Origin of the sequence: Schumannella soli (assembly GCF_006517435.1) — a bacterium.
GTDB classification, from domain to species: Bacteria; Actinomycetota; Actinomycetes; order Actinomycetales; family Microbacteriaceae; genus Schumannella; species Schumannella soli.
Map to the genome: position 1 here is coordinate 403,843 of NZ_VHQG01000001.1, position 20,349 is coordinate 424,191.

Annotated in this window: 24 protein-coding genes and 1 pseudogene; 9 read left to right on the forward strand and 16 right to left on the reverse strand. The window is 72.1% G+C overall.

What is annotated here, in order from left to right; all coding sequences use genetic code 11:
* Positions 1–3: 3 nt before the first annotated feature.
* Positions 4–555, reverse strand: a complete 552-nt coding sequence (locus FJ657_RS01865; protein ID WP_141161982.1) for a GNAT family N-acetyltransferase — start codon at positions 553–555, stop codon at positions 4–6.
* 157 nt (positions 556–712) lie between these two features.
* Between FJ657_RS01865 and FJ657_RS01870 the strand changes: the two genes are divergently transcribed.
* Complete coding sequence (locus FJ657_RS01870) at positions 713–952, forward strand: hypothetical protein (RefSeq protein ID WP_141161983.1); 240 nt, start codon at positions 713–715, stop codon at positions 950–952.
* Positions 949–1,404, forward strand: coding sequence for a BLUF domain-containing protein (locus FJ657_RS01875; RefSeq protein WP_141161984.1), 456 nt, complete (start codon positions 949–951; stop codon positions 1,402–1,404). Before FJ657_RS01870 ends, FJ657_RS01875 begins: the two co-directional genes overlap by 4 nt.
* A gap of 31 nt (positions 1,405–1,435) precedes the next feature.
* On the opposite strand, the gene FJ657_RS01880 is transcribed toward FJ657_RS01875, so the two are convergent.
* A complete protein-coding gene (locus tag FJ657_RS01880; protein WP_141161985.1) occupies positions 1,436–1,999 on the reverse strand; it encodes a hypothetical protein in 564 nt (187 codons plus the stop codon).
* Positions 1,996–2,964 (reverse strand): zinc-binding alcohol dehydrogenase family protein, encoded by a 969-nt coding sequence (locus FJ657_RS01885; protein WP_181408828.1) that lies wholly within the window; start codon positions 2,962–2,964, stop codon positions 1,996–1,998. The genes FJ657_RS01880 and FJ657_RS01885 overlap by 4 nt, the downstream gene beginning before the upstream one ends.
* A gap of 66 nt (positions 2,965–3,030) precedes the next feature.
* On the opposite strand from FJ657_RS01885, the gene FJ657_RS01890 reads away from it, so the two are divergent.
* The gene (locus tag FJ657_RS01890; RefSeq protein ID WP_219995842.1) at positions 3,031–3,663 is read left to right on the forward strand and encodes a TetR/AcrR family transcriptional regulator C-terminal domain-containing protein; all 633 of its coding nucleotides are present in this window, start codon (positions 3,031–3,033) and stop codon (positions 3,661–3,663) included.
* Between the two features lie 210 nt (positions 3,664–3,873).
* Here the strand turns inward: FJ657_RS01890 and FJ657_RS01895 are convergent, their stop codons facing one another.
* From FJ657_RS01895 to FJ657_RS01920, 6 genes are read right to left on the reverse strand one after another with little or no spacing between them, the layout of a single operon-like run.
* Positions 3,874–4,149, reverse strand: coding sequence for a YgjV family protein (locus FJ657_RS01895; RefSeq protein WP_141161987.1), 276 nt, complete (start codon positions 4,147–4,149; stop codon positions 3,874–3,876).
* A gap of 42 nt (positions 4,150–4,191) precedes the next feature.
* Positions 4,192–5,856 carry an ABC transporter permease gene (locus FJ657_RS01900; RefSeq protein WP_141161988.1) on the reverse strand — a complete coding sequence of 555 codons (1,665 nt, stop codon included), beginning with the start codon at positions 5,854–5,856 and terminating at the stop codon, positions 4,192–4,194.
* The gene (locus tag FJ657_RS01905) at positions 5,853–6,656 is read right to left on the reverse strand and encodes an ABC transporter ATP-binding protein (RefSeq protein ID WP_141161989.1); all 804 of its coding nucleotides are present in this window, start codon (positions 6,654–6,656) and stop codon (positions 5,853–5,855) included. The genes FJ657_RS01900 and FJ657_RS01905 overlap by 4 nt, the downstream gene beginning before the upstream one ends.
* 55 nt (positions 6,657–6,711) lie before the next feature.
* On the reverse strand, positions 6,712–7,737 hold the full coding sequence (locus FJ657_RS01910; protein WP_141161990.1) for an ABC transporter substrate-binding protein: 1,026 nt from the start codon (positions 7,735–7,737) through the stop codon (positions 6,712–6,714).
* Positions 7,734–8,837: an adenosine deaminase family protein gene (locus FJ657_RS01915; protein ID WP_141161991.1), complete on the reverse strand. Its 1,104-nt coding sequence runs from the start codon at positions 8,835–8,837 to the stop codon at positions 7,734–7,736. Before FJ657_RS01915 ends, FJ657_RS01910 begins: the two co-directional genes overlap by 4 nt.
* Before the next feature lie 37 nt (positions 8,838–8,874).
* Positions 8,875–10,092 carry a M24 family metallopeptidase gene (locus FJ657_RS01920; protein ID WP_141161992.1) on the reverse strand — a complete coding sequence of 406 codons (1,218 nt, stop codon included), beginning with the start codon at positions 10,090–10,092 and terminating at the stop codon, positions 8,875–8,877.
* A gap of 150 nt (positions 10,093–10,242) precedes the next feature.
* Here FJ657_RS01920 and FJ657_RS01925 point away from each other — a divergent pair, with 150 nt between their 5' ends.
* Complete coding sequence (locus tag FJ657_RS01925; RefSeq protein WP_141161993.1) at positions 10,243–11,247, forward strand: LacI family DNA-binding transcriptional regulator; 1,005 nt, start codon at positions 10,243–10,245, stop codon at positions 11,245–11,247.
* 3 nt (positions 11,248–11,250) lie between these two features.
* Here the strand turns inward: FJ657_RS01925 and FJ657_RS01930 are convergent, their stop codons facing one another.
* Positions 11,251–11,871 (reverse strand): TetR/AcrR family transcriptional regulator, encoded by a 621-nt coding sequence (locus FJ657_RS01930; RefSeq protein ID WP_141161994.1) that lies wholly within the window; start codon positions 11,869–11,871, stop codon positions 11,251–11,253.
* Positions 11,872–11,967: 96 nt separating this feature from the next.
* Here FJ657_RS01930 and FJ657_RS01935 point away from each other — a divergent pair, with 96 nt between their 5' ends.
* A complete protein-coding gene (locus FJ657_RS01935) occupies positions 11,968–12,717 on the forward strand; it encodes an SDR family NAD(P)-dependent oxidoreductase (RefSeq protein WP_255447078.1) in 750 nt (249 codons plus the stop codon).
* A 21-nt stretch (positions 12,718–12,738) separates the two neighbouring features.
* Here the strand turns inward: FJ657_RS01935 and FJ657_RS01940 are convergent, their stop codons facing one another.
* From FJ657_RS01940 to FJ657_RS01950, 3 genes are all read right to left on the reverse strand, one after another.
* Positions 12,739–13,314: a TetR/AcrR family transcriptional regulator gene (locus tag FJ657_RS01940; protein WP_181408829.1), complete on the reverse strand. Its 576-nt coding sequence runs from the start codon at positions 13,312–13,314 to the stop codon at positions 12,739–12,741.
* A 41-nt stretch (positions 13,315–13,355) separates the two neighbouring features.
* On the reverse strand, positions 13,356–14,321 hold the full coding sequence (locus tag FJ657_RS01945) for an SDR family NAD(P)-dependent oxidoreductase (protein ID WP_141161997.1): 966 nt from the start codon (positions 14,319–14,321) through the stop codon (positions 13,356–13,358).
* A gap of 84 nt (positions 14,322–14,405) precedes the next feature.
* Positions 14,406–15,404, reverse strand: coding sequence for a LacI family DNA-binding transcriptional regulator (locus FJ657_RS01950; RefSeq protein WP_255447080.1), 999 nt, complete (start codon positions 15,402–15,404; stop codon positions 14,406–14,408).
* A 110-nt stretch (positions 15,405–15,514) separates the two neighbouring features.
* On the opposite strand from FJ657_RS01950, the gene FJ657_RS01955 reads away from it, so the two are divergent.
* The 3 genes from FJ657_RS01955 to FJ657_RS01965 all read left to right on the forward strand — a co-directional run bounded on the left by FJ657_RS01955 (position 15,515) and on the right by FJ657_RS01965 (position 18,937).
* Entirely contained in the window at positions 15,515–16,537 is a 1,023-nt protein-coding gene (locus tag FJ657_RS01955) for an alpha/beta hydrolase (protein ID WP_255447081.1), read from the forward strand.
* Complete coding sequence (locus FJ657_RS01960) at positions 16,534–17,490, forward strand: alpha/beta hydrolase fold domain-containing protein (protein WP_141161998.1); 957 nt, start codon at positions 16,534–16,536, stop codon at positions 17,488–17,490. The genes FJ657_RS01955 and FJ657_RS01960 overlap by 4 nt, the downstream gene beginning before the upstream one ends.
* 112 nt (positions 17,491–17,602) lie before the next feature.
* On the forward strand, positions 17,603–18,937 hold the full coding sequence (locus tag FJ657_RS01965) for an MFS transporter (protein ID WP_141161999.1): 1,335 nt from the start codon (positions 17,603–17,605) through the stop codon (positions 18,935–18,937).
* Between the two features lie 30 nt (positions 18,938–18,967).
* Here the strand turns inward: FJ657_RS01965 and FJ657_RS01970 are convergent, their stop codons facing one another.
* From FJ657_RS01970 to FJ657_RS01980, 3 genes are all read right to left on the reverse strand, one after another.
* On the reverse strand, positions 18,968–19,294 hold the full coding sequence (locus FJ657_RS01970) for a DUF3253 domain-containing protein (protein ID WP_141162000.1): 327 nt from the start codon (positions 19,292–19,294) through the stop codon (positions 18,968–18,970).
* Between the two features lie 83 nt (positions 19,295–19,377).
* Positions 19,378–19,560, reverse strand: coding sequence for a hypothetical protein (locus tag FJ657_RS01975; protein WP_141162001.1), 183 nt, complete (start codon positions 19,558–19,560; stop codon positions 19,378–19,380).
* 60 nt (positions 19,561–19,620) lie between these two features.
* Positions 19,621–19,794 carry a CsbD family protein gene (locus tag FJ657_RS01980; RefSeq protein ID WP_141162002.1) on the reverse strand — a complete coding sequence of 58 codons (174 nt, stop codon included), beginning with the start codon at positions 19,792–19,794 and terminating at the stop codon, positions 19,621–19,623.
* A gap of 271 nt (positions 19,795–20,065) precedes the next feature.
* Here FJ657_RS01980 and FJ657_RS01985 point away from each other — a divergent pair.
* Positions 20,066–20,349 (forward strand): annotated as a pseudogene (locus FJ657_RS01985) (hypothetical protein); the annotation flags it as partial.

The window sequence follows — 20,349 nt, forward strand, 5'->3', positions numbered from 1 at the left end:
CGCTCACTCCCCGCTCTCGTGCCGGCGCGCCGCGCGCCACTCCTCGCGCAGCAGCCCCATCACGACGATGTCCTCGTAGTGCCCGCGTACCCAAGCGTGCTCGCGGCGTCGCCCTTCGAGCACGAATCCGGCCTTCTCGTAGGCGCGGATCGCGCCCGCGTTCGAGGCGATCGCCTGCAGGTGGAGGCGGCGCAGGTTGCGCCGCTCGAAGGCGAACTCGATGAACAACCCGATCGCCGTCGTGCCGATGCCGCGTCCCCGGAATCCGGGCGCCAGCGAGATGCCGACCTCGGCGTGCCGTGCCAGGCGGTCGACGTCGAACAGCGAGATGCTGCCGACGCCCTCGCCGTCGACGTCGATCACGAAGTGCAGCGACTCCTCGGCATCCGCGTTCATGGCGAGCGTGCCCCGCGCATCCCACGCGGCACGCGTGACCGGGGCCGGCGAGTGCGGGTTGCGCTCCTCCCAGGTGGGCAGGTCGCTCGAGATGGCGAAGAGCATGTCGAGGTCCGCCTCCGTGGCGGCCCTCAGGGTGACGTTCGGAGACTCGGACACGTGCGCAGGCTAGCCCCGATACCCGGTAGCGGCGCGCTCACGATGACGGGCCGGGTGGATCGGCGCCGCGTCTTCGCTGGGAGGGGACTCCGCGCGGACGGCCGCCCCCTCTCGTCCGCCGCATACTGAGCGCGCCCCGAACTCGAAGGAGGAGCGCGTGTCACAGCTCCCTCTCCCGCTCCGCTCGAGCGGAGTCATCTGGTCGCGCGTGGAGCCCGGCTTCCACGTCGGCAGCCGCGGCGGCGATTTCCTCGGCTACGTCGAGCGCCAGTCCGACGGCTCCTACCGCGCGCACGACCTACGCTCGCAGACAGTGGGCGACTTCGCCGACCTCCACTCGGCCACCCGTGCTGTCGAGGCGCTCGAGTGCGCCCGGCCCACCGAGGGCGCCTCGTGAGCGGCGACGTCTTCACGGCGCTCTACACGAGCACGGCCGCGGCGCCCTTCGACGACGATGCGCTCGCCGAGCTGCTCGCAGCGAGCCGCGCGGCCAACGAGCGATCGGGCATCACCGGGATGCTGCTCTACCGCCGCGGCCGCTTCGTCCAGGTGCTCGAGGGCGCCGAGCACGAGGTGCGCGCACTGCTCGAGCGCATCCGCGCCGATGAGCGGCACGGTGATGTGCGCGTGCTGCTCGACGAGCGCATCCCGACACGGCAGTTCGCGGACTGGTCGATGGGCTACCAGCGCAGCGCCGGAGCGGACGAGGCGCCGCCCGCGGGATTCCGCGACACCTTCACCGACCTCGACGACGCCGCCGGTGGCAGGGTCGTCGCCCGGGCGGCACGCGAGCTGAGCATGTGGTTCCGCGTGCGCTCCGGTCAGCCGCCGATCGCCGAGGACGCCTGACGCGGGCTCAGCGCGGCGGCGGCGGCGGGTGTCACGACGCTGGCTGCGACTCCCGGCGCCCGGCCCGCCAGGCGATCGCGCCCGACCGCCCGAGCTCGTACAGCGCGACCACCAGCAGGGCGAGGCCGGTGGTCTCGGCGATCCGCGCATCCAGGTGCTCGCCCAGCAGCTCGATGCCGTAGCGGGCGCTCAGGGTGACGATCCAGAGGGCCGCGCCGACCCATCCGGTGCGGCCTTCCTGCTCGGGGATGCCCGCCCGCGCCCCGCGTCCGCGGCGCGCCCGCCGCTCTTCCAGCTTCGCGCGGGTCGTCTCCGTCAACGGGCGCAGCCGGGTGAGCATCCCCGCCGCCCCGCCCGAGCCGACCGCGGCGACGACCGCGACCGCGAGCAGTGCGAGGTCGACGCCGCTGGGCGGCAGCAGGCCCGTGTTGAGCAGGCTGACGATCCCGATCAGCCCGATGATGCCGGGCAGCCGCCACTCGATCGTCGTCTCGACGGGCCGCCAGCGCAGCTCCTGAACGATCGTGTACACGACATAGACGAGCGCGCCGAGCTCCTGCAGCCGGCCCGTCGCCTCGAGCAGTTCGAGGATCACGCGGCGGGCACCAGAACCGCACGACCCGGGCCCGTGTACGCCCACGCGGCCGCGGCATCCTCGAAGCCGAACGGCACCGCCTGCGGCGTCAGTGCGCCGTCGGCGATCGCCTGCATCACGTGCGGCAGCGTCGCGATCAGCCGCTCGCGACGGATGGAGCCGAGCCCGCTGCCCGCGAGGCGCAGACGCCGCGAGCGCAGCAGGGCCGCCGGCACGGATGCGTCGGGTCCGGCCATCGAGCCGATCTGCACGTAGGCGATGTCGGCTCTCTCGTCGGACCCGCGCGACCGGCCGAGCGCCGCGAATGCGGCCTCGGCGACGGGGCCCCAGAGGAAGTCGAGCACGATCGACGGCGCGTGACCGTCGAGGGCGGCGGCCAGGACGTCCGCGACGGCGGCGCGGTCGTCGTCGACGCCCGCGAGCGACGCCACCACCGCGCCCTCCGCGGCCAGCCGATCGAGCGCGGCGACCGAACGCCCGGCCGCGACGACCCGCTCCGCGCCGAGTGCCCGTGCGGCCTGCACCGCGAGCCCGCCCGCCATGCCGGTCGCGCCGAGCACGAGCACCGTGCCGAGCGCGCCGACCTCCTCCGCGCGGGCGGCGAGCGGCAGCCACCCCGACATCGCGGGGTTCATCCCGGCGGCGACGGCCAGCGGGTCGGCTCCCTCCGGAAGCGGAGCGCCGAAGGGAGCGCTGAGCCGTTCGGCCATGGTGCCCCACGGCTCGGGCACCCAGCCCGTGTAGACGAGGCGCCCGTCGGCGTCGCAAGCGACCGCATCCACCCCCGGCACCATCGGGTACACGTCGCCGGCGCTGTAGTGCGCACCGGACGCCCGCGACTTCACGACCGGGTGCACGCCCGCCGCGACGAGCTCGTAGGGCGTCAGGGTGGCATCCGTCGGCGGCTCGGCGAAGTCGGCGGCGACGGGCGCCGCGCCCGCTTCGGGGATGGTGACAGCACGCATGATCAGCTCCTTAACTAAGTTCAATTGATGGGCCGATCGTCGCTTAACATAGTTAAGCTGTCAAGCGTGGCGAAGGGCATCACCAAGGCGGCGATCGTGCAGGCGGCCCTCGACCGGCTCGACGAGGCCGGCATCGAGGGCGTGACGGTGCGCGCCGTCGCCGAGCGGCTCGGGGTGCGCGCACCGGCGCTCTACTGGCACATCCGCGACAAGCAGACCCTGCTCGACGAGATGGGCACCGAGATCGAACGCCGCGTCGTCACCAGGCTGCGCGGGCGCGGCGACCTCGGTTGGCGCGAGGGGCTGACGACCTACGCGAACGTGCTGCGCGCCGAGTACCTCGCCCATCGCGACGGCGCCCGCGCCTTCAGCGGCACGCGCATCACCGACCCCGAGATCCTCAAGGCGCAGGAGCCCTGGATCCGCAGCTGGACGGAGGCGTCGGGCATCCCCATCGAGATGGTCGCGACCGCCGGCGAGCTCGTGACCGCCTTCGTCGTCGGCTTCGTCATCGAAGAGCAGGAGCGCGCGCAGTCGGGGCCCGACCGCTATTCGATCGAGGCACGGGATGCCGCCCTCGGCGACGACGCCCCGGCGACGGCCGCCGCGGGACACGCGCGCGTCGGCGACGCCGGCCCGCGCTTCGCGCTCCAGCTCGAGATCGTGCTCGACGGACTGGCGGCGCGGATCGAGGGTTGAACGGGCAGGGGCGTGCGGTCGACGAGCCGACCATCGGGTGCGCGACGACAGCTGCCGCTGGAAGCACAAGGCCCTGGTCCGGGATCCGGCCTAGAGGTGCGCCCTGCCCCGGCGAGAGACACCGGGGCAGGACCGTCCCGCTCCGCGACCACCGACGCGCAGCGGGAGAGGGCGTGCGGCCACCAGCCCGCACGCCGGATCAGAGGCTGATCAGACCGGGCTCGTCGGAGCGGCGGTCGACGCCGACTCCGCTGCCACCGAACGCCCTGCTCGACGCAGCCGCACGAGGTTCACGACATTGATCACCACCAGCGCGGCGTTCATCGCCACCATCGGCCACGACGGCAGCCACAGGTTGTAGGCGAGAAGCAGACCGCACGCGAACAGATTGATCCAGCGCAGCCGCACGATGCGGGTCTGCACGAGCGAGACGATCAGCAGCAGCGACCCCGCCCATCCGACCGCCTCGACAGCGACCTGCGTCACGACCCGTGCCGGGGCCGTGACGCAGCCGCCGCACCCATGGGATCAGGAGACATGGGTGGGACTGTAGGTCGACAGCACGCGCCGCTCGACGAGCGAGACGACGCTGTAGGCGATGAGCGAGACGACGGTCAGCACGGCCGCGCCGGCCCAGAGGCCCGCGTAGTCGGACTCCGCCCGCGAGCCGACGATGTAGTGTCCGAGGCCGTCGCCGGTTGCCAGCCATTCGGCCAGCGTCGCGGCGAGCAGCGCCGACGGCACGGCGATGCGCGCCGAGGCGAAGATCGCGGGCAGCGTGTACGGCAGCTGCAGCCGCCACAGGGTCGTCCACCGCGACGCGTCGTAGCTGCGCATCAGGTTGATGCCGTCGATCGGCACCCGCGCGAGCCCGCTCTGCGTGTTGGCGAGCGTCGGGAAGAAGGTCACGATCGCCGTGATCGCGACGACCGCGCCGAGGCCGCGACCGAGCGCGAGGATCAGCACCGGGATGATGACGATGATCGGCACGGTGCGGAAGGCGACCGCGACCGGCGTGACGATCCGCTCCACGACCGGGAACTGGACAAAGAGCACGGCCGCGGTGACCCCGACCGTGAGGCCGGCGATGTAGCCGATGCCGCCGTGCAGCAGGGTCGTGCCGAGCGCCCCGGCAATAGCCGCGCGGTTCTCGCCGGCGTCGTCGACGCTGGTCAGGTAGGCGAGCACATCCGTCGGCGACTTGCCGACGAACGACGAGACGTCGAATGCAGCCAGGTACGCCCACCACGCCGCGAGCACGATGACGACCGAGCCCGCGGCCCAGGCGAGGGGACGCAGCACACGGGTCGCACCTCGCGACGCGCGTCGACCCGCGGCCGGCGCCGCGGTGGAGATGGATGCACCCCACGGCGCGAGCCGATCACGCAGGTAGCCGAACAGCGCGTAGGGCACGGCGGCCATGATCGTGGCGATGACGGCGATCGACCAGATGCGATCCAGCTGCAGACCCATGAGCCCGTTGATCAGCAGCACGCCGATGCCGCGCGTGGCTCCGATGAACTCGCCGAAGATCGCCCCGAGCACGGCGGCCGCCGCACCGACCTGCAGGCCTGTCATCACGGCGGGGATCGACGAAGGCAGTCGCACGAAACGCAGCCCGGCGACGCCGGATCCACCCCAGGCGCGCACCATCGTGAGCGGGCCGCCGTCCGCCGACCGGAGACCGAGAATCGCTCCGACGAGCGTCGTGAAGAACACCGACAGCGCCGTGAGCACCACCCGGGCGGTGTCGGCCGGGAAGGTGAGCTGCAGGATCGGGTTCACGGCGACCAGCGGCAGGCAGAACAGCACGAGAGCCAGCCGCAGGAACAGCGACTCGAGCGCCGGGATCTGCACGAACAGCACCGCGACCAGGATCGCGACCGCGTTGCCGATGACCCAGCCGCGCACGGCGACCCATCCGGTGACGGCCGTCGCGTTGAGGTACAGCCCGGCATCGTCGACGATGCTGCGCACGATCGAGAGCGGCGACGCCGCGACGCCCAGGCGGGTGAGTGCCAGGTCGGCGGCGAGCTGCCAGACGACGAGCAGCGCGACGACGATCACGACCAACACGGCCGCCCGCCGCAGCGATGTGCGCCGGGCTCGCAACCGCACCCGGCGGCGCTCGTCGTCGATGATCCGGCTCGTCTCGCTGAGCGCCAGCGACTCGGTCAGCGTGGCCGACCTCATCGGACGGCCTTCGCGGTCCGCGCGGCATCCGCCGACTGGATGCCGCCATGCAGCATGCCGCTCAGCTGATCGCAGACGGCGTGGAACTCGGGCGAGCTGAGCAGCTCGGGCCCCCGCGGTCGCGCGAAATCGATCTGCACCTCCCCCACGATCCGCCCCGGTCGCGGCGACATGACGACGACGCGATCGGCGAGGAACGCCGCCTCCGACACCGAGTGGGTGACGAGCACGGCCGTCGATCCCGACTCGGTCCAGGCCAGCTGCAGCTCCTCGTTCATGCGCTGACGGGTGATCTCGTCGAGGGCGCCGAAGGGCTCGTCGAGCAGCAGCACCTCCGGGTCGGCGACGATCGCGCGGGCGATGGCGACGCGCTGCCGCATCCCTCCCGAGAGCTGCGACGGCCGGGCTTTCTCGAATCCCTCGAGCCCCACGAGCCGGATGAGATGGTCGACCCGCTCCGACGAGATCGGCACCTTCATGACCTGGCCGGGCAGGCGGATGTTGTCGCGCACGCTGCGCCACGGCAGCAGCGAGGGGTCCTGCATGGCGAGGCCGAGACGGTGTTCCTGCCGGATCCGGCGCGGGCGTTCGTCATGGATCGTGGCGGTGCCCGAGGTCTGCTCCTCGAGGTCGGCGAGGATGCGCAGGATCGTCGACTTGCCGCATCCCGACGGCCCGAGCAGCGCGGTGAACGATCCGCGCGGCAGGTCGAGCGACACGTCGTCGAGGGCGAGCACGTCGCGGGAGCCGGAGGTGAAGACCTTCGTCAGATTGCTGAGGGTGATGCCCGAGGTGACCATCGTGGTCCCTTCCTGGTGGTGGACGAGGCGGCGGCCGGGTCGACCGCGCGCCGCGTCACTTCGTGTCGGCGAGGCTCTCGAGGATCGAGGTGTCGAACATCGACGCGTCGGCGCCGGAGATGCCGAGGGCCGTGATCGTGGCGATGTTGCGCTTGATCCCGTCGTCCGAGATCCAGAACAGGCCGTGCTTCTCGGTGTCGGGCGAGGTGAGCAGGTCGAGCTGCAGCGTGGCCTGGGCGAGCTGCTGCTCGGCCGAGAGGCCGCCGTCCTTCGCGTACGTCTCCACCGTGAGGTCGACCGCGTGCTGCACGTCGTCCACGACATCGCCCCAGCCCTTCTTCTCGGCCTTGAGGAAGCGCGTGATCCGGTCGCGGGCGTCGGGGTCGTCGAGCGTCTCGCGCCGCACGACATAGACCTGGGCGTAGACGTCGAGGCCGTAGTCGCCGACGAGCATGGTGACGCCCTTCTCGCCGGTCGCCGCCGTGTACGCCGTCGGCTGTTCGGTGTAGAAGGCGACGAGACCGTCGACCTCGCCCGAGACCAGCGGGGCGACGTCGAAGCCGACCGGAACGACCGTGACGTCGCTCTTGTCGATGTCGTTGAGCTCGAGGAAGGTGTCGAGCAGAGCCGTGTCGGCCGACGGAACCCCGATCCGCTTGCCGATCAGGTCCTTCGGCTTGTTCAGCGGGTCGTCGGGCGCCGACAGGATCGCGAAGGGCTGCTTCTGGAAGCCGGCCGCCACGATCACGAGATCGGCGCCCTCCGCGTTCGCCCGGGCGACGTTGTCGGCGTTGGTGAGTCCGATGTCGGCGTTTCCGGCGGCGACGACGGCATCGTTGGCGACGTCGGGGCCGCCGGGCAGGATGGAGACGTCGAGGTCCTCATCCTCGTAGTACCCGGCGTCGTCGGCGATGTAGCTGCCGCTGAACTGCACCGACGGCAGCCACGAGGTCTGCAGGGTGAGCTTGTCGGGTCCCTCCCCCGCATCGTCGGTCGAGCAGGCGGTGAGGGCGAGGGAGGCGGCGAGGGCGAGGCCGATGACGCCGGCCACTCGCGTCATCGCGCGTGCTGTGTTGGTCATTGCTGCTCCTGGTTCTCGGGTTCGAGGGCGGACAGCGCGGCGTCGATCTCGGCGCGGATCTCGGCGCGGGTCGCGTCGTCGATCCAGGCCGCGTCGAGTTGCGCGGAGTTCTGGTGGGTGAGGTAGTCGTCCGGCAGCTCGAGCTCGACCGCGGCTTCGCGCAGCTCCGAGTCGAGCGTGACGCGGTTGATGCCGGGGTCGTCACTCGAGATGGAGATGTCGAGCGGCGAGTCGATGAGCGTGCGGAGCGGGTTGTCGATCCCGCGGGGGAAGTGCACCTTGGCCGAGGCCCAGGCGGAAGCGAGGTGCAGCCCGCGATCGGCGACGTGCGCGGCCGCGCCCGGGTCGAAGGCGAGCGCATAGGCGTGATCGAGCCGGTCGACCTTCAGCTCGTCGACCGCATAGAGCACCTCACCCACGTCGCCCCGCTCGCCGACGTGCGCGGTGACGCGGATGCCGGCGTCGCGGGCGCGCAGGTAGGCGCGATGGAACAGCGGCGTGGGGCCGACCGTCTCGTCGGCCTCCATGCCGAGCCCGACGACGTGCGCGGTCGGATGCGCGATCATCTCCTCGACGAGCCGCTCGGCGACCTCGGGCCCCTGGTTGCGGTAGATCGCGACGACGATCCGGCCGTCGACGCCGTGATCGCGGCGCGCCGCCTCGATGCCCTCGCCGATCGCCGTGACCGCATCCGCGTAGCCGACGTGCGGGTTGATCGTCGGGCTGTAGTGCACCTCGCGGTAGCGCAGCCGGCTGCTCTGCCGTTCCGCCACGAGCGACTCGTAGCTGGCGCGGTAGAGATCGTCGGGCGTGCGGAAGGTGTCGGCCACCTGGTCGAAGAGCTTGAGGAACCCGACCATGCCGGCGACGAAGCTGTAGGGCTGTTCGGGGTGGTCGAGCGGGATGCCGTAGCGCCGTGCGGTCTCGGCGAACAGCCACTCGGGCACGTTGCCGGCCAGGTGGGTGTGCAGCTCGACCTTAGGCAGCGCGGCGAGCAGCCGGTCGGTGGCCTCGAGCGCGGCGTCGTCGCGGCGAACGCGCGGCCAGCGCGGGGTGCCCTGAGCAGGGTCGGCGGCGAAGTGGGCGGCGGTGTCGGTCATGTCGTGTCTCCGGTGTCGTCGGGCGGGGGCGCCGCGGTCAGGCGATGTCGATCGCGTCGGCGACCGTCTGCAGCGGCACGGCCCCGCCCGGGGCGACGTGGTAGCCGTTCTCGGCACGCAGCCCGCCCCAGGGCGTGTGGAACATCGGGATGTCGACGGAGAAGACCATGTCCTCCTCGACGGTCGTGGTGTCGAAACTGGCGAGGATCGGCGGCTCGAACTCCATGACGCCGATGCTGTGGATGCCCGTGTAGAGGAAGTAGTCGCCGTATCCGGCGTCGCGCACGACCCCGCGGGCGGCGCGGTCGACATCCGGTGCGTGGGCTCCCGCGACGAGCAGCTCGGCGGTGTGCCGCTGGGCGGCGATCGCGACCTCGCGGGCGTCCCGCAGGCGGGTGTCGACGTCGCCGACATGCACGGTGCGGCCGATCGCGCCGTGGTAGCCCTCGTAACGAGGGGCGACGGTGAGGATGACGGCGTCGCCGGGGCGGATCATCCGTGTGCTCGTGCGGTGCAGGATCGGGTAGGTGTGCTCGGGGCCGGCGGCGACGATCGTGTCGATCCCACTGCCCTCGGCGCCCCAGCGGCGCAGCGCGTAGTCGATCTCGGCGCCGACGTCGCGCTCGCTGACCTCGCCGGAGGAGATCGCCCGCACGGCGGCGAGCACGCCCTCCTGCGCGATCTCGTAGGCGTAGCGGATCACCGCGAGCTCGGCGGGCGACTTGCGGGCGCGCAGCGCGCCGTACTGCTGATCGACCGGGACGATCGTCGCCTGCTGACGCAGCCCGTCGAGCAGGCGCGGCGAGATCATCTCCGAGCCGGCGAGGCCGACCCGGCGCGCAGCGCCGACCGTGCTCGGAAGGAGCCGGTCGAGCACCGAAGCCAGCGGCTCGACCGTGGTGAAGGGGTACTCCTCGTCGGGGTGCACGAACTCCTCGGTCACCGCGATCGCGCCGCGCAGGCGCGACGTCGACTCGATGTACGAGTCCGACTCGGGACCGGTGACGGCGATCGGATCGACACCGGGCGCGACCAGCACCGCGATGGGCTCAAAGTGCGGGAAGTAGTCGATCAGCCAGCGCACGTGGCCGGCGCCCATCGTGGCGCGGTCGTCGCCGTAGACGACGATCGCGTCGAGCTCGAGCGACTCGGCGAGACGCTGCACGCGCTGGAGGCGGGCGGCGAACTCGGACTCGGGGATGGTCGGTCGCTGCGCGATCGCAACGGGCTGCCGTTCGGCGGAGACATCGGTCATGGCGATGATGCTGACATCGGGCTTGCGCAACGTCAACACATTTGTTCGTAGATTTACGCAACACAATGTTATTGCGTCAGCCCGCTGCGCTGAGTACAGTGACGGAGTCAGAGAGCAGCGACGCCGGCGTCCCGGCGCGAGAGGGACGATGTGAGCATCCAGCAGGTCGCCGAGATCGCCTCGGTCTCGCCCTCGACCGTGTCGCGCTACCTCAACGGCACCCTCACCCTCAGCGGAACGACCCGCGAGCGCATCGACGCGGCCGTGCAGCAGACCGGGTACGTGCACAAGCCGCGCGCGCGTCGGGCCGCCAAGCCGCAGCGTCCCGTCGTGGCGATCATCGTCCCGGAGCTGACCAACCCCTACTTCGCGGTGCTCGCCGAGGAGATGATCGCCGCCGCCGACCAGCAGTCGATGTCGACGCTCGTCTTCTCGGCCGCGTATCTCGCGCAGAACGAGAGCCGCTACGTCGACCTCGCCCAGCAGCTCGGGCTCGCCGGCCTGCTCTACGTGGGCACGACCGTGCGCAACCCCGCCCTCGAGCGCGCGCACCGCACAGGATTCCCGCTCGTCGTCGTCGACGAGCCGCAGGAGCTGTCGCTCGAATCGCACACGGTGTTCCAAGACGACTACTCGGGCGCATTCCAGGCCGTCAGCCATCTCGTCGGCCTGGGACACCGCGACATCGGATTCGTCACCGGGTCGATGGAGATGCGCACCTCGCAGGAGCGCTACCGGGCCTACTGCGACGTGCTGCGCAGCCACGGACTCGACCCGGCCGCGCAGTTCCGCGGCGCCGGGTCGTTCACCGAGGAGCACGGCGCGACGGCGCTCGCGCAGATCCTCGCCTCGGAGCGTCGACCCACCGCGGTGTTCGTGGCCAGCGACATCATCGCCGTCGGCCTCGTCGTCGCAGCGAAGTCGATGGGGGTGCGCATCCCGCACGACCTGTCCGTGGTGGGCTACGACGACATCCCCGGAGCGCGCTACCTGAGCCCGCCTCTCACGACCGTGCGCTCACCGCTCGCCGACACCGCCCGCGCCGCGGTCGACCTGATCGCCGAGGCGATCGGCACCCCGGACGCGGCACTGCGCCACATTGTGGTGCCGGTCGGCATGGCGATCCGGGAGTCGGCCGGCTCCCTGACCACCTGAGGATCAGCGCGCGGAACCCGCCGGCCAGCTCGCCAGGGCCAGGTCGGCGACCGCGAGCAGCTCGGCGGTCGACGCGCCCTCGGCGGCGCGGGCGGCGAGGCCGTGGAGGAGCGTCGCGACGAAGCCGGCCAGCATCTCGGGATCGGCATCCGCGGGCAGCTCGCCCTCGTCGCGCGCCCGGACGAAGCGCCGGCTCATGGCGTCGACGTCGGCCTGCCGAAGCTGCTGGACCATCTGAGCGACCTCGGCGTCGCGGATCGCGGCGCCCGATCCGGACTCGTACGTCAGACTGCGCTCGCCCGTATCGGGAGAGGTGAACAGCGCGGCGGCATCGCGCAGGGTCCGGGTCGCGGCGCCGAGGGCCGTCGGCTCGTCCTCGAGCGCGGCGTGCACGAATCCGCCGACGGGCGAGCACTCGAAGACGGCCACGACCTCGCCGAAGAGGGTCTTCTTGTCGCCGAACGCAGCGTAGAGACTGCCGGCCCGCAGCCCCATCGCGGCTGTCAGCTGAGCGATCGACGTGGCCTCGTAGCCCTGCGCTCGGAAGAGCCGCGTCGCCGCGGCGAGCGCGTGGTCGCGATCGAACAGGGGCGGGCGGCCGCGCTTGCGTGTCGTCGACTCCATGCGCCGATTGTAGATCGGTCGTTCAAGTTCAGGTTAGAGTTTGTTGGACGACCGACCAAGAATGTGAGATGGATGATGTCCCCCAGCACGACAGAGATGACCGCCCTGGTGACCGGCGGCAGCCGCGGGATCGGCCGCGCCGCGGTGCGCCGCCTCGCCGCCGACGGCTACCGCGTCGCGTTCACCTACGCGAGCGACCACGTCGCGGCTGAGGAGACCACGCGCCTGGCCGCCGAGGTCGGGGGCCAGGCGTTCGGGTTCCGGGCGGAGTTCGGCGCTCACGGCGATGCCGAACGCGCCTGGGCAGCGTTCGCCGAGACCGCCCGCGACCACGATCTCGGCGGCCACGTGGATGTACTGGTCGCCAACGCCGCGGTCGGCGGCGTCGCCCCGCTCGCGGCGCTGAACGAGGACGAGTTCGACCGCACCTTCGCCGCCAACGTCCGCGCCCCGCTGTTCCTGATCCGCGAGGGCCTGTCCCGCCTGCGCGACGGTGCGCGCATCATCACCGTGTCGAGCCTCGCCGCCCAGCTCGCGACCCCGCCCATGATCGCCTACGCCGCCAGCAAGGCCGCGATCGAGAACGTGACCATCGCGCTCGCGAAGGAGCTGGGACCTCGGGGCATCACGGTCAACGCGATCCGCCCGGGCACCGTGCGCACCGACTCGTGGAACGCGCTCAGCGGCGGCCGCGCGGAGGCCGAGGCGGCGGTGGCCGCCCGCGCCGCGCTGGGCCGAATCGGGGAGCCCGACGACATCGCGGACGTGATCGCGTACCTTGCCTCGCCGGACGCGCGCTGGATCACAGGCAGCGTCGTGAACGCCGCGGGCGGCACGGGGATCTGACCTGCCACGGCGTCGCATCGCCTAGCTCCGCGCTCCGTCGCCGAGCAGCCCGAGCAGGAACTCCATCCCGGCGCGGACGTCACCCCAGCCGGACCGGGCGCGCAGGCGACCGCTCGCATCCGCGCTGATCAGGCCGTGCACGGTGGCGAAGAGGGTGATGCCGAGGTTGTCGCTCGGCGACGCCGGCAGCGAGCCGTCGCCCTGGCAGTCCACGACGATGTCGATGAACGCCTGGAGCGCGGTCTCGGCCGCCGCGTCGAGGTCGTCGTGCCGCGGCGCGGGATCCGGAGAGTCGAAGACCAGCCGATAGCGCGCCGGGTGGTCGCGCGCGAAGGCGACGATCACGTCCACTGCGTCGAGAAGCCGTGCTCGACCGGCTACCGGAGCGGCGCGTACCCCGCGCCACTGCTCGGCGAGGTGGATGAGGTCGCGGGTCGCGACCTCGGCGAGCAGGGCGTCGCGCCCGTCGAAGTGCTTGTAGGGCGCGTTGTGCGACAGGTCGGTCGCCGTCGCCACAGCGCGCAGGGTGACGGCGGCCTGGCCCCCGTCGTCGAGCAGTCGCGCCGCAGCCTCGACGAGCCGGTCGGCGGTGCTCACGGCGGCCGTGCTCATCGCGCCCGCACTCACCGCGCCCGTGCTCATCGCGCCGCGGCGATCGCGCCGGGAACGGCCCGGTCGATCAGCGCGATCGAGTCGTCCCAGAGCTTCGCCGCACGGCGGCGGTCGTAGGTCAGCGTCGCCGAGCGCACCGCCGACAGCACCCCGTCGTTCGCCTGGAAGTACTCGCCCGTGCGGTCGGCGAACTCGGGATCGATCGCGAGCCGGGCGAGCGATCCGCCCGAGAAGGCAACATCGGAGACGACGCCGCCGATGCGCTTGGAGATCCAGCCGAACAGCGAGGTCGTCGCGATCCGCTGCACGATCCGCGGCATGTCGCGCAGGAACCCCGTCTCCGGCACCTGGCCGGGATCGAAGGCGATCGCGTGCACCGCGCTCCCCTGGGCGCGCAGCCGCCGGTCGAGCTCGTAGATGAACATCACGGAGCACATCTTCGAGGTCGAGTAGCGCTTGCCGGCGCTGAGCGTCTCGGCGCTGTTCTTGCCGACCATCGCGAGCACCGTCGCATCCGGTTCGACGGCAGCGCCGACCAGCCGACCGTCCACCGAGTCGGGGTCGTGCGTACCGCTCGCCGTGACGATGACGCGGGCCGCCGCGCTGAGGTGCGGCCGGAGCAGGTCGACGAGCAGCACGTTGCCGAGGTGGTTCGTGGCGAAGGTCAGCTCATAGCCCTCGGTGCTGTAGCCGATCGGACCGTCGTGACGCCCGCCCGCATTGCACAGCACGGCGTCGAGCTCGGCGATCGCGCCGGCCTCGCGCCAGCGCCCCACCTCGGCGGCGGCCTCACGCACCGAGGCGAGTGACGACGTGTCGAGGCGCAGCAGCGCGACCGTGACGCCGTGGTCAGCGGTCAGCTCATCGGCGATCTGCTGCATGCGCTCGGGGCTCCGCCCGGCGAGCACCAGGTCGACGCCGGCGCCAGCGAGCTCGCGGGCGGCGGCGAGCCCGATGCCCGAGTGGCCGCCGGTGATCAGGACAGTGGTCATCGATACCTCCAGGTTGACGTTGTCAACCTACGCGCTGGGGTTGACAACGTCAACCTGATGCCCGCAGGCGCGCGGCGTGCCGCCTCACGTGCTCGTCCGCACCACCAGCGTCGGCGTCAGCTCGACCTTGCGCACGGCCGCGCCGGAGCCTGAGATCGCGCCGAGCACCAGGTCGAGCGCGGCGGCCCCCGACTCCTCGAGCGGCTGCCGCACGGTCGTGAGCCCGAGTGCGGCGCCGAGCGGGCCGTCGTCGTAGCCGACGATCGCGACGTCATCGGGCACCGAGCGGCCGGTCGCCGCCAGCCCGCGCCACGCCTGCGCCGCGATCTCGTCGTGGTTCGCGACGACGGCGGTCGGCGCATCCGGCCGCGACAGCACCTCGACGAGCGCCGGGGTCGGGTCGATGCCGAGCGGACAGCGCACATCCACCACCTGCACCGACTCGAGCAGGCCGCGTCGGCGCAGCATCCCGGCCGAGATGTAGTCCTCCGAGCGCTGGATCTCACCGAGGAACACGACGCGCTCGTGACCGCGCTCGCGCAGGTGCGCGCCGATCAGGCGGCCGCCGTGCTCGTCGTCGACGAGCACGACCGGCACGTCGTCACCGACCGGACGGGCGCGGCGCATGTCGATGAACACGAGCGGCAGGGCGGCCTCGCGACTCGCGCGCAGGGCGGCGCTGCCAAGCGGCACGCCCATCACGATCAGCCCGTCGATCCCCCGGCGGGCCGGGAGCGCATCGAGCAGCGGAGCGTCGACCTCGTTCGCCGACTCGAGGTCGTGGGCGATCAGTTCGATGGAGGCCTGACGGGCGCGCACGAGCATGCCCGAGAAGCGGCGGAAGTAGCTCGAGTAGGTGCTGAACGGCGCCGCGACGGCGATGCGCGTGCCGGCGTTCGCGTGCGAAGCGGCCCCGGATGCGCGGTACCCGAGCGCGCCCGCCGCGGCCACGACGCGTGCCCGCGTGCGCTCGCTCACCCGGTGCGGCGCGTTGATGGCGAGCGACACCGTCGAGATGCTCACGCCCGCGCGCTCGGCGACCGTGTAGATCGTCACCTTCGACATGCGGAAAAAGTACTTCATCGAAGTTCTTCGATGCGCCCAGGATGTTCGGGACAGCGCGCCGACGAGCCGACAGTCGTGTTCTCGACCGCCGCGGCGACGCTGTCTCCATCAGTGAGGAGGCGACACCGATGTCGTTCACCAAGCCCCGGCTCGACGCCTTCGCCCGCGCGGTCGACGAGCGGCTGAAGCCGCGAGCCCCCGCCCCGGGGAAGACCGCGCAGGAGCGCCGCGCGAACGCCGAGGCCTTCGATCCGATCATGTGCGCCGAGCTCGGCATCGGCCCCGTCGACGTCGCGACCGAGGAGCACACGCTCGCCGTGCCCGGGCATCCGGATGCGCGGCTCCGCGTCTACTGGCCGACGACCGAACGCCCCGCCCCGACCGCCCGGGGCGCGGCCGGGCTGCCGATCCTCGTCTACTTCTTCGGCGGCGGCTTCGAGATCGCCGGAATCGACTGGGTGTGGTGGGATGCGTCCTTCCGCGAGCGGGCCCGCGACGCCGGAGTGATCGTCGTCGCCGGCGAGTACTCGCACGCGCCGGAGCGGAAGTTCCCGACCCAGGCCGAGCAGTGCTGGACCGTCTTCGAGTGGGCCGCCGAGCACGCCCGCGAGCTCGGCGGCGACCCCGAGCGGCTCGCGATCGGCGGCGGATCGGCCGGCGGCAACCTCGCCGCGGCGACGCTGCTGATGAACCGCGACCGGGCGAACCGGCCCGTACGACTGCAGCTGCTCGAGGTGCCGCTGCTCGACCTGACCGGCGCGCACCTCAAGAGCCAGCCCGGCATCCCGAGGCTCGTGTTCTGGCAGCTCGCGCGCACCCTCGTCGCCCAGTACCTCGGCCGCGATCGCGCCCTGCGCCGCAACCCCTACGCCTCGCCGCTGCGCGCGGAATCGTTCGCCGGGCTGCCGCCCGCGGTCATCTACACGGCCGAGCTCGACGCCCTGCGCGGCGACGGCGAGGCCTACGCCCGCGCGCTCAGCGAGGCGGGAGTGCCGGTGTCGTGCGTCCGCATGATCGGCCAGAACCACGGCTCGGCCGGCTACCGCCATGCGGTGCCGATGTCCGACCACCAGCACCGCGACATCGTCGCCACCTTGCGCACCCTGCACGACGACCCCGTCGCGTACGCGCAGATCGGAGCCCGCCCGTGAACATCGCCGACATCGACTTCGAGCCCGGCATCCGCGTCTGGATCGACCGAATCGAGCAGCTCGCCCCGACGCTGCCCGACCTCGCCAGCGCCGACCCGGCCGTGCAGCGCGTCGCGGCCCGCGAGCTCTCCGACCTGCTCGCGGTCGACTGCACGCTGCCGATCCCCGACGGCGTCGAGCTCGACGACCTCGTGCTCGGGGGACGGCCCGCGCGCCGCTACCGTCCCGCCGGAGTCGAGGGACCGATGCCGACTCAGCTCTGGCTGCACGGCGGCGGCTTCTTCGCGGGCACGATCGACGAAGTGCTCAACGACCGGCTCAGCGCCCGCCGCGCCCTCGACAGCGGCGTGCAGATCGTGTCGCTCGAATACCGGCTGGCGCCCGAGGCGCACTACCCAGCGCAGATCGAGGATGCGCTGGGCGCGCTCGAGGCGCTGGACGCCGACGCCGACCGACTCGGCGTCGACACCTCACGCCTCGGCATCGGCGGCAACTCGGCCGGCGCCGCGATCGCGGCCAGCACCGCGCTGCACGCCCGCGACGCCGGGGTCGAGCTGCTGCACGTCACGCTGGAAGTGCCGCCGACCGCGATGCCGCCGGTCGGCGACTCGGCCGTCGAGTTCGCGACCGGATTCGGCCTCGACGGGGTGGAGCAGATCATCCACCTCTATGCCGGACCCGACGGGCCGGCCGACGGGTACATCGCGCCCCTCGACGTCGCCGACCTGACCGAACTGCCGCCGCACCTCATCCTCGTCGCCGAGTACGACCCGCTGCGCGACTCGGGCACGCAGTACGCCGAGCGCCTCGGCGCCGCGGGCGTCGATGTCGACCTCTACTTCGGCCCGGGGCACCTGCACGGCAGCCCCGGCCAGACGGCCGTCTCGCCCGCGGCCGTCGAGTTCCAGCGGGAGCACTCGCAGCGGCTCGCCGCGGCGTACCGCGTGCGCTGAGCGCACTCAGCACCCAGGGATGCGGCCCGCGGCCGGTCGCATCTCTCCCCGTTGCGCCCATCGAACCGCGCCGCATCACCCCGCGTTCCATCACACCGACCAGGAGACGACGATGTCCCCCACGATGCTCGACCCGCTCGACCCCGCCAGCGCCCACGGAACCGCCGGCGACGCCGCGGCGCCCGCCGCCGCCCCCGGCGACATCGGCCTCGACGCGATCCCCGGCTCACCCCAGCCGAAGGTGTTCCTGCCCTTCTTCGTGCTCGCCTGGTTCGGGTTGAGCCTGGCGCTGAGCATCATCGGCGGCGGCTCGATCCCGAAGGTGTTCGCGTTCCTCGACGACGCGACCAAGGGCGTCAACCTGTCGATCGTCGCGGCCGTCGGCGGGGGCGTGGTGATCGTCATCACCCCGTTGTTCGGGCGGCTGAGCGACCGCACGATGTCGCGCCTCGGCATGCGCCGGCCGTGGATCCTCGGCGGCGCGGTCGCCGGTCTCGTCGGCGTCGGCGTGCTCGCGTTCTCGTCGACTCTCTGGCAGGTGATCGTCGGATGGGCCATCGTGCAGGCCGGCTTCGGAGCGACCAACGCCGCCGTGCACGCGCTGCTGGCCGACCAGATCCCGATGCGCATCCGGGCCCGCGTCTCGGCCGCGGCGAGCGCCGCGAACGCGCTCGCCCTCATCATCGGCGCCCTGATGATCGCCGTGCTGCCGAACGACGCGCAGTGGAGCTGGTTCGTCGTGCCGGGCGCGATCGGCGCCGTGCTCAGCGGCCTGCTGTTCTTCGGCCTGCACGACATCGTGCGCACCGATCGCCCCGCTCCGTGGAGCTGGCGCGACATGCTCTCGACCTACTGGCTGAACCCGGTGCGCTACCGCGACTTCTTCTGGGCGTGGGCGTGCCGGCTGCTCGTCACCATGTCGATCTTCACGGTCACGACCTACCTGCTCTTCTACATCATCGACCGGATGGGCGTGCCCAAGGAGCAGGCGTCGGGCACCTTCGCGACCGGCATCGTCTGCTTCACCGCGGCGAGCATCCTCACGACCATCCTGTTCGGCTGGATCTCCGACCGCACCGGACGCCGCAAGGCGATCGTGTGGGTGTCGGCGCTGCTCTCGGCCGCGGGTCTCACGGTCGCGGTGTTCGCGCCCGACCTGACGACGCTGCTGATCGCCCTCACGCTCGTCGGCGCAGCTCAGGGCGCGTTCGTGTCGGTCGACATCGCGATGATGACCGAGGTGCTGCCCACCTTCGCCGAGGCGGGCAAGGATCTCGGCATCGTCTCGCTCTCGTATCAGGTGCCGCAGGTGCTCGTGCCGGTGCTCGCCATCCCGCTGCTCGCCATCGGCGGCGGAGGCGAGAACTACACGGCGCTGTTCATCGCGGCGATCGTCTGCGGAGTGCTGGGCGGGCTCGCCGTGCTGCCGATCCGCGGGGTGAAGTAGGCGGGGCGTCCGGTCGTCGGCTGCGCGCTCTCAGCGCGCGGGGCGGATGCGGATCGGACCTCGCGCGGTCGAGGGATCGACCACCGCACCGCGCTGGGTGATCTCGGCGACGCCCTCAGCCACCAGACGCCGAGCCGCGCGGCGGGTCGGCTCCATCAGCTCTCGCCAGTCGCCATGGCCGTCTCCGTCGGAGCCGACCTGGCGGGCGATCTCCGAAGGACACAGGGTCACGGACGCCGACAGCGTGGCGAGCCGCTCGCGCAGCCGAGACTCGAGCTCCCGGTCGAGCGAGGTCAGCTTCGCGCGGCGGCAGGCGCCCGAGCACCAGCGCGCTTCGGGTGCGGCGCCGGAGGGCATCCGCCGACCGCATCGCGCGCAGGTTCGCTCGGTCGGCGACGCGCCGGTGGTCGTGTCGGCCCGACCGCCGGCGCGGCCTCGCTTCACGAGACCGAGTCGTCGAGGGTGGGTGCGGCCGCGGTCACGTCGGCGCCCTCACCGGCATCATCGGCAGCAGCCGCATCCGCCGAGTCGTCGTCGCGCTCGGCCGCAGCGGTCTGCTCCTCGTCGGCGACCGACGCGAGTTCGTCGTCGCCGGATACCCGCTGTTCGTCTCTCTCGCTCATCATCAGCACCTCTCGTCGGCGGGGCGTGGGAGGGCCGAGTCGGCCCTCCCACGGCTGTCATCAGTGGCCCGCGGCGTCCTTGACGTCGTCGCCGGCCTGCTTCACGCTCGCCGAGGCCTGCTCGGCCTTGCCCTCCGCCTGCAGCTTCTTGTCATCGGTGACGTCGCCGACGCCCTCCTTGACGTGTCCCTTGGCGTCTTCGGCGGCGTGCTTCGCCTTGTCTCCGAGGCTCATGGCGATTCCTTCCCAGTGGATCTGCCCGCCGGTTCCGACGGGTCGTGTGCACGGTACGTCCGTCGGCGGGTGAGGCTGATGGGCTCTCAGCGCGCGGTCGGCAGCCGCGCGGGGCAAGATCAGCGGCGGCGCGCTATCTGCCTCGGCCGGGGCTCCGCGTCCTCGCGCGTCTACCCCCGAGGCGCGCCTGCGACAACCCCCCTCCCCCGGGGCCACCCCCTTCGTAGCGTGGGATCACCGGCCGACACTCGGTCGCGGAAGGACGGGCATCATGCGCAGCAAGCTGATCTTCATCGCCGGCATCGGCGTCGGCTACGTCATCGGATCAAAGCGCGGCCGTCAGGCTTACGACCGGCTGGTCGCCCGAGCCCGCGAGCTGTGGGGCAGTCCGATGGTGCACGACGGGATCGCCAAGGGCACGGATGCGCTGCGCGACCGCGTCCCCGGCGGCAGCCGGATCGCCGAGGTCGTCGAGCGCGCAGCCGACAAGCTGGATGACGCCGCCGACTCGTCGAACGGCAACGGCAACGGCAACGGCAACGGCAACGGCAACGG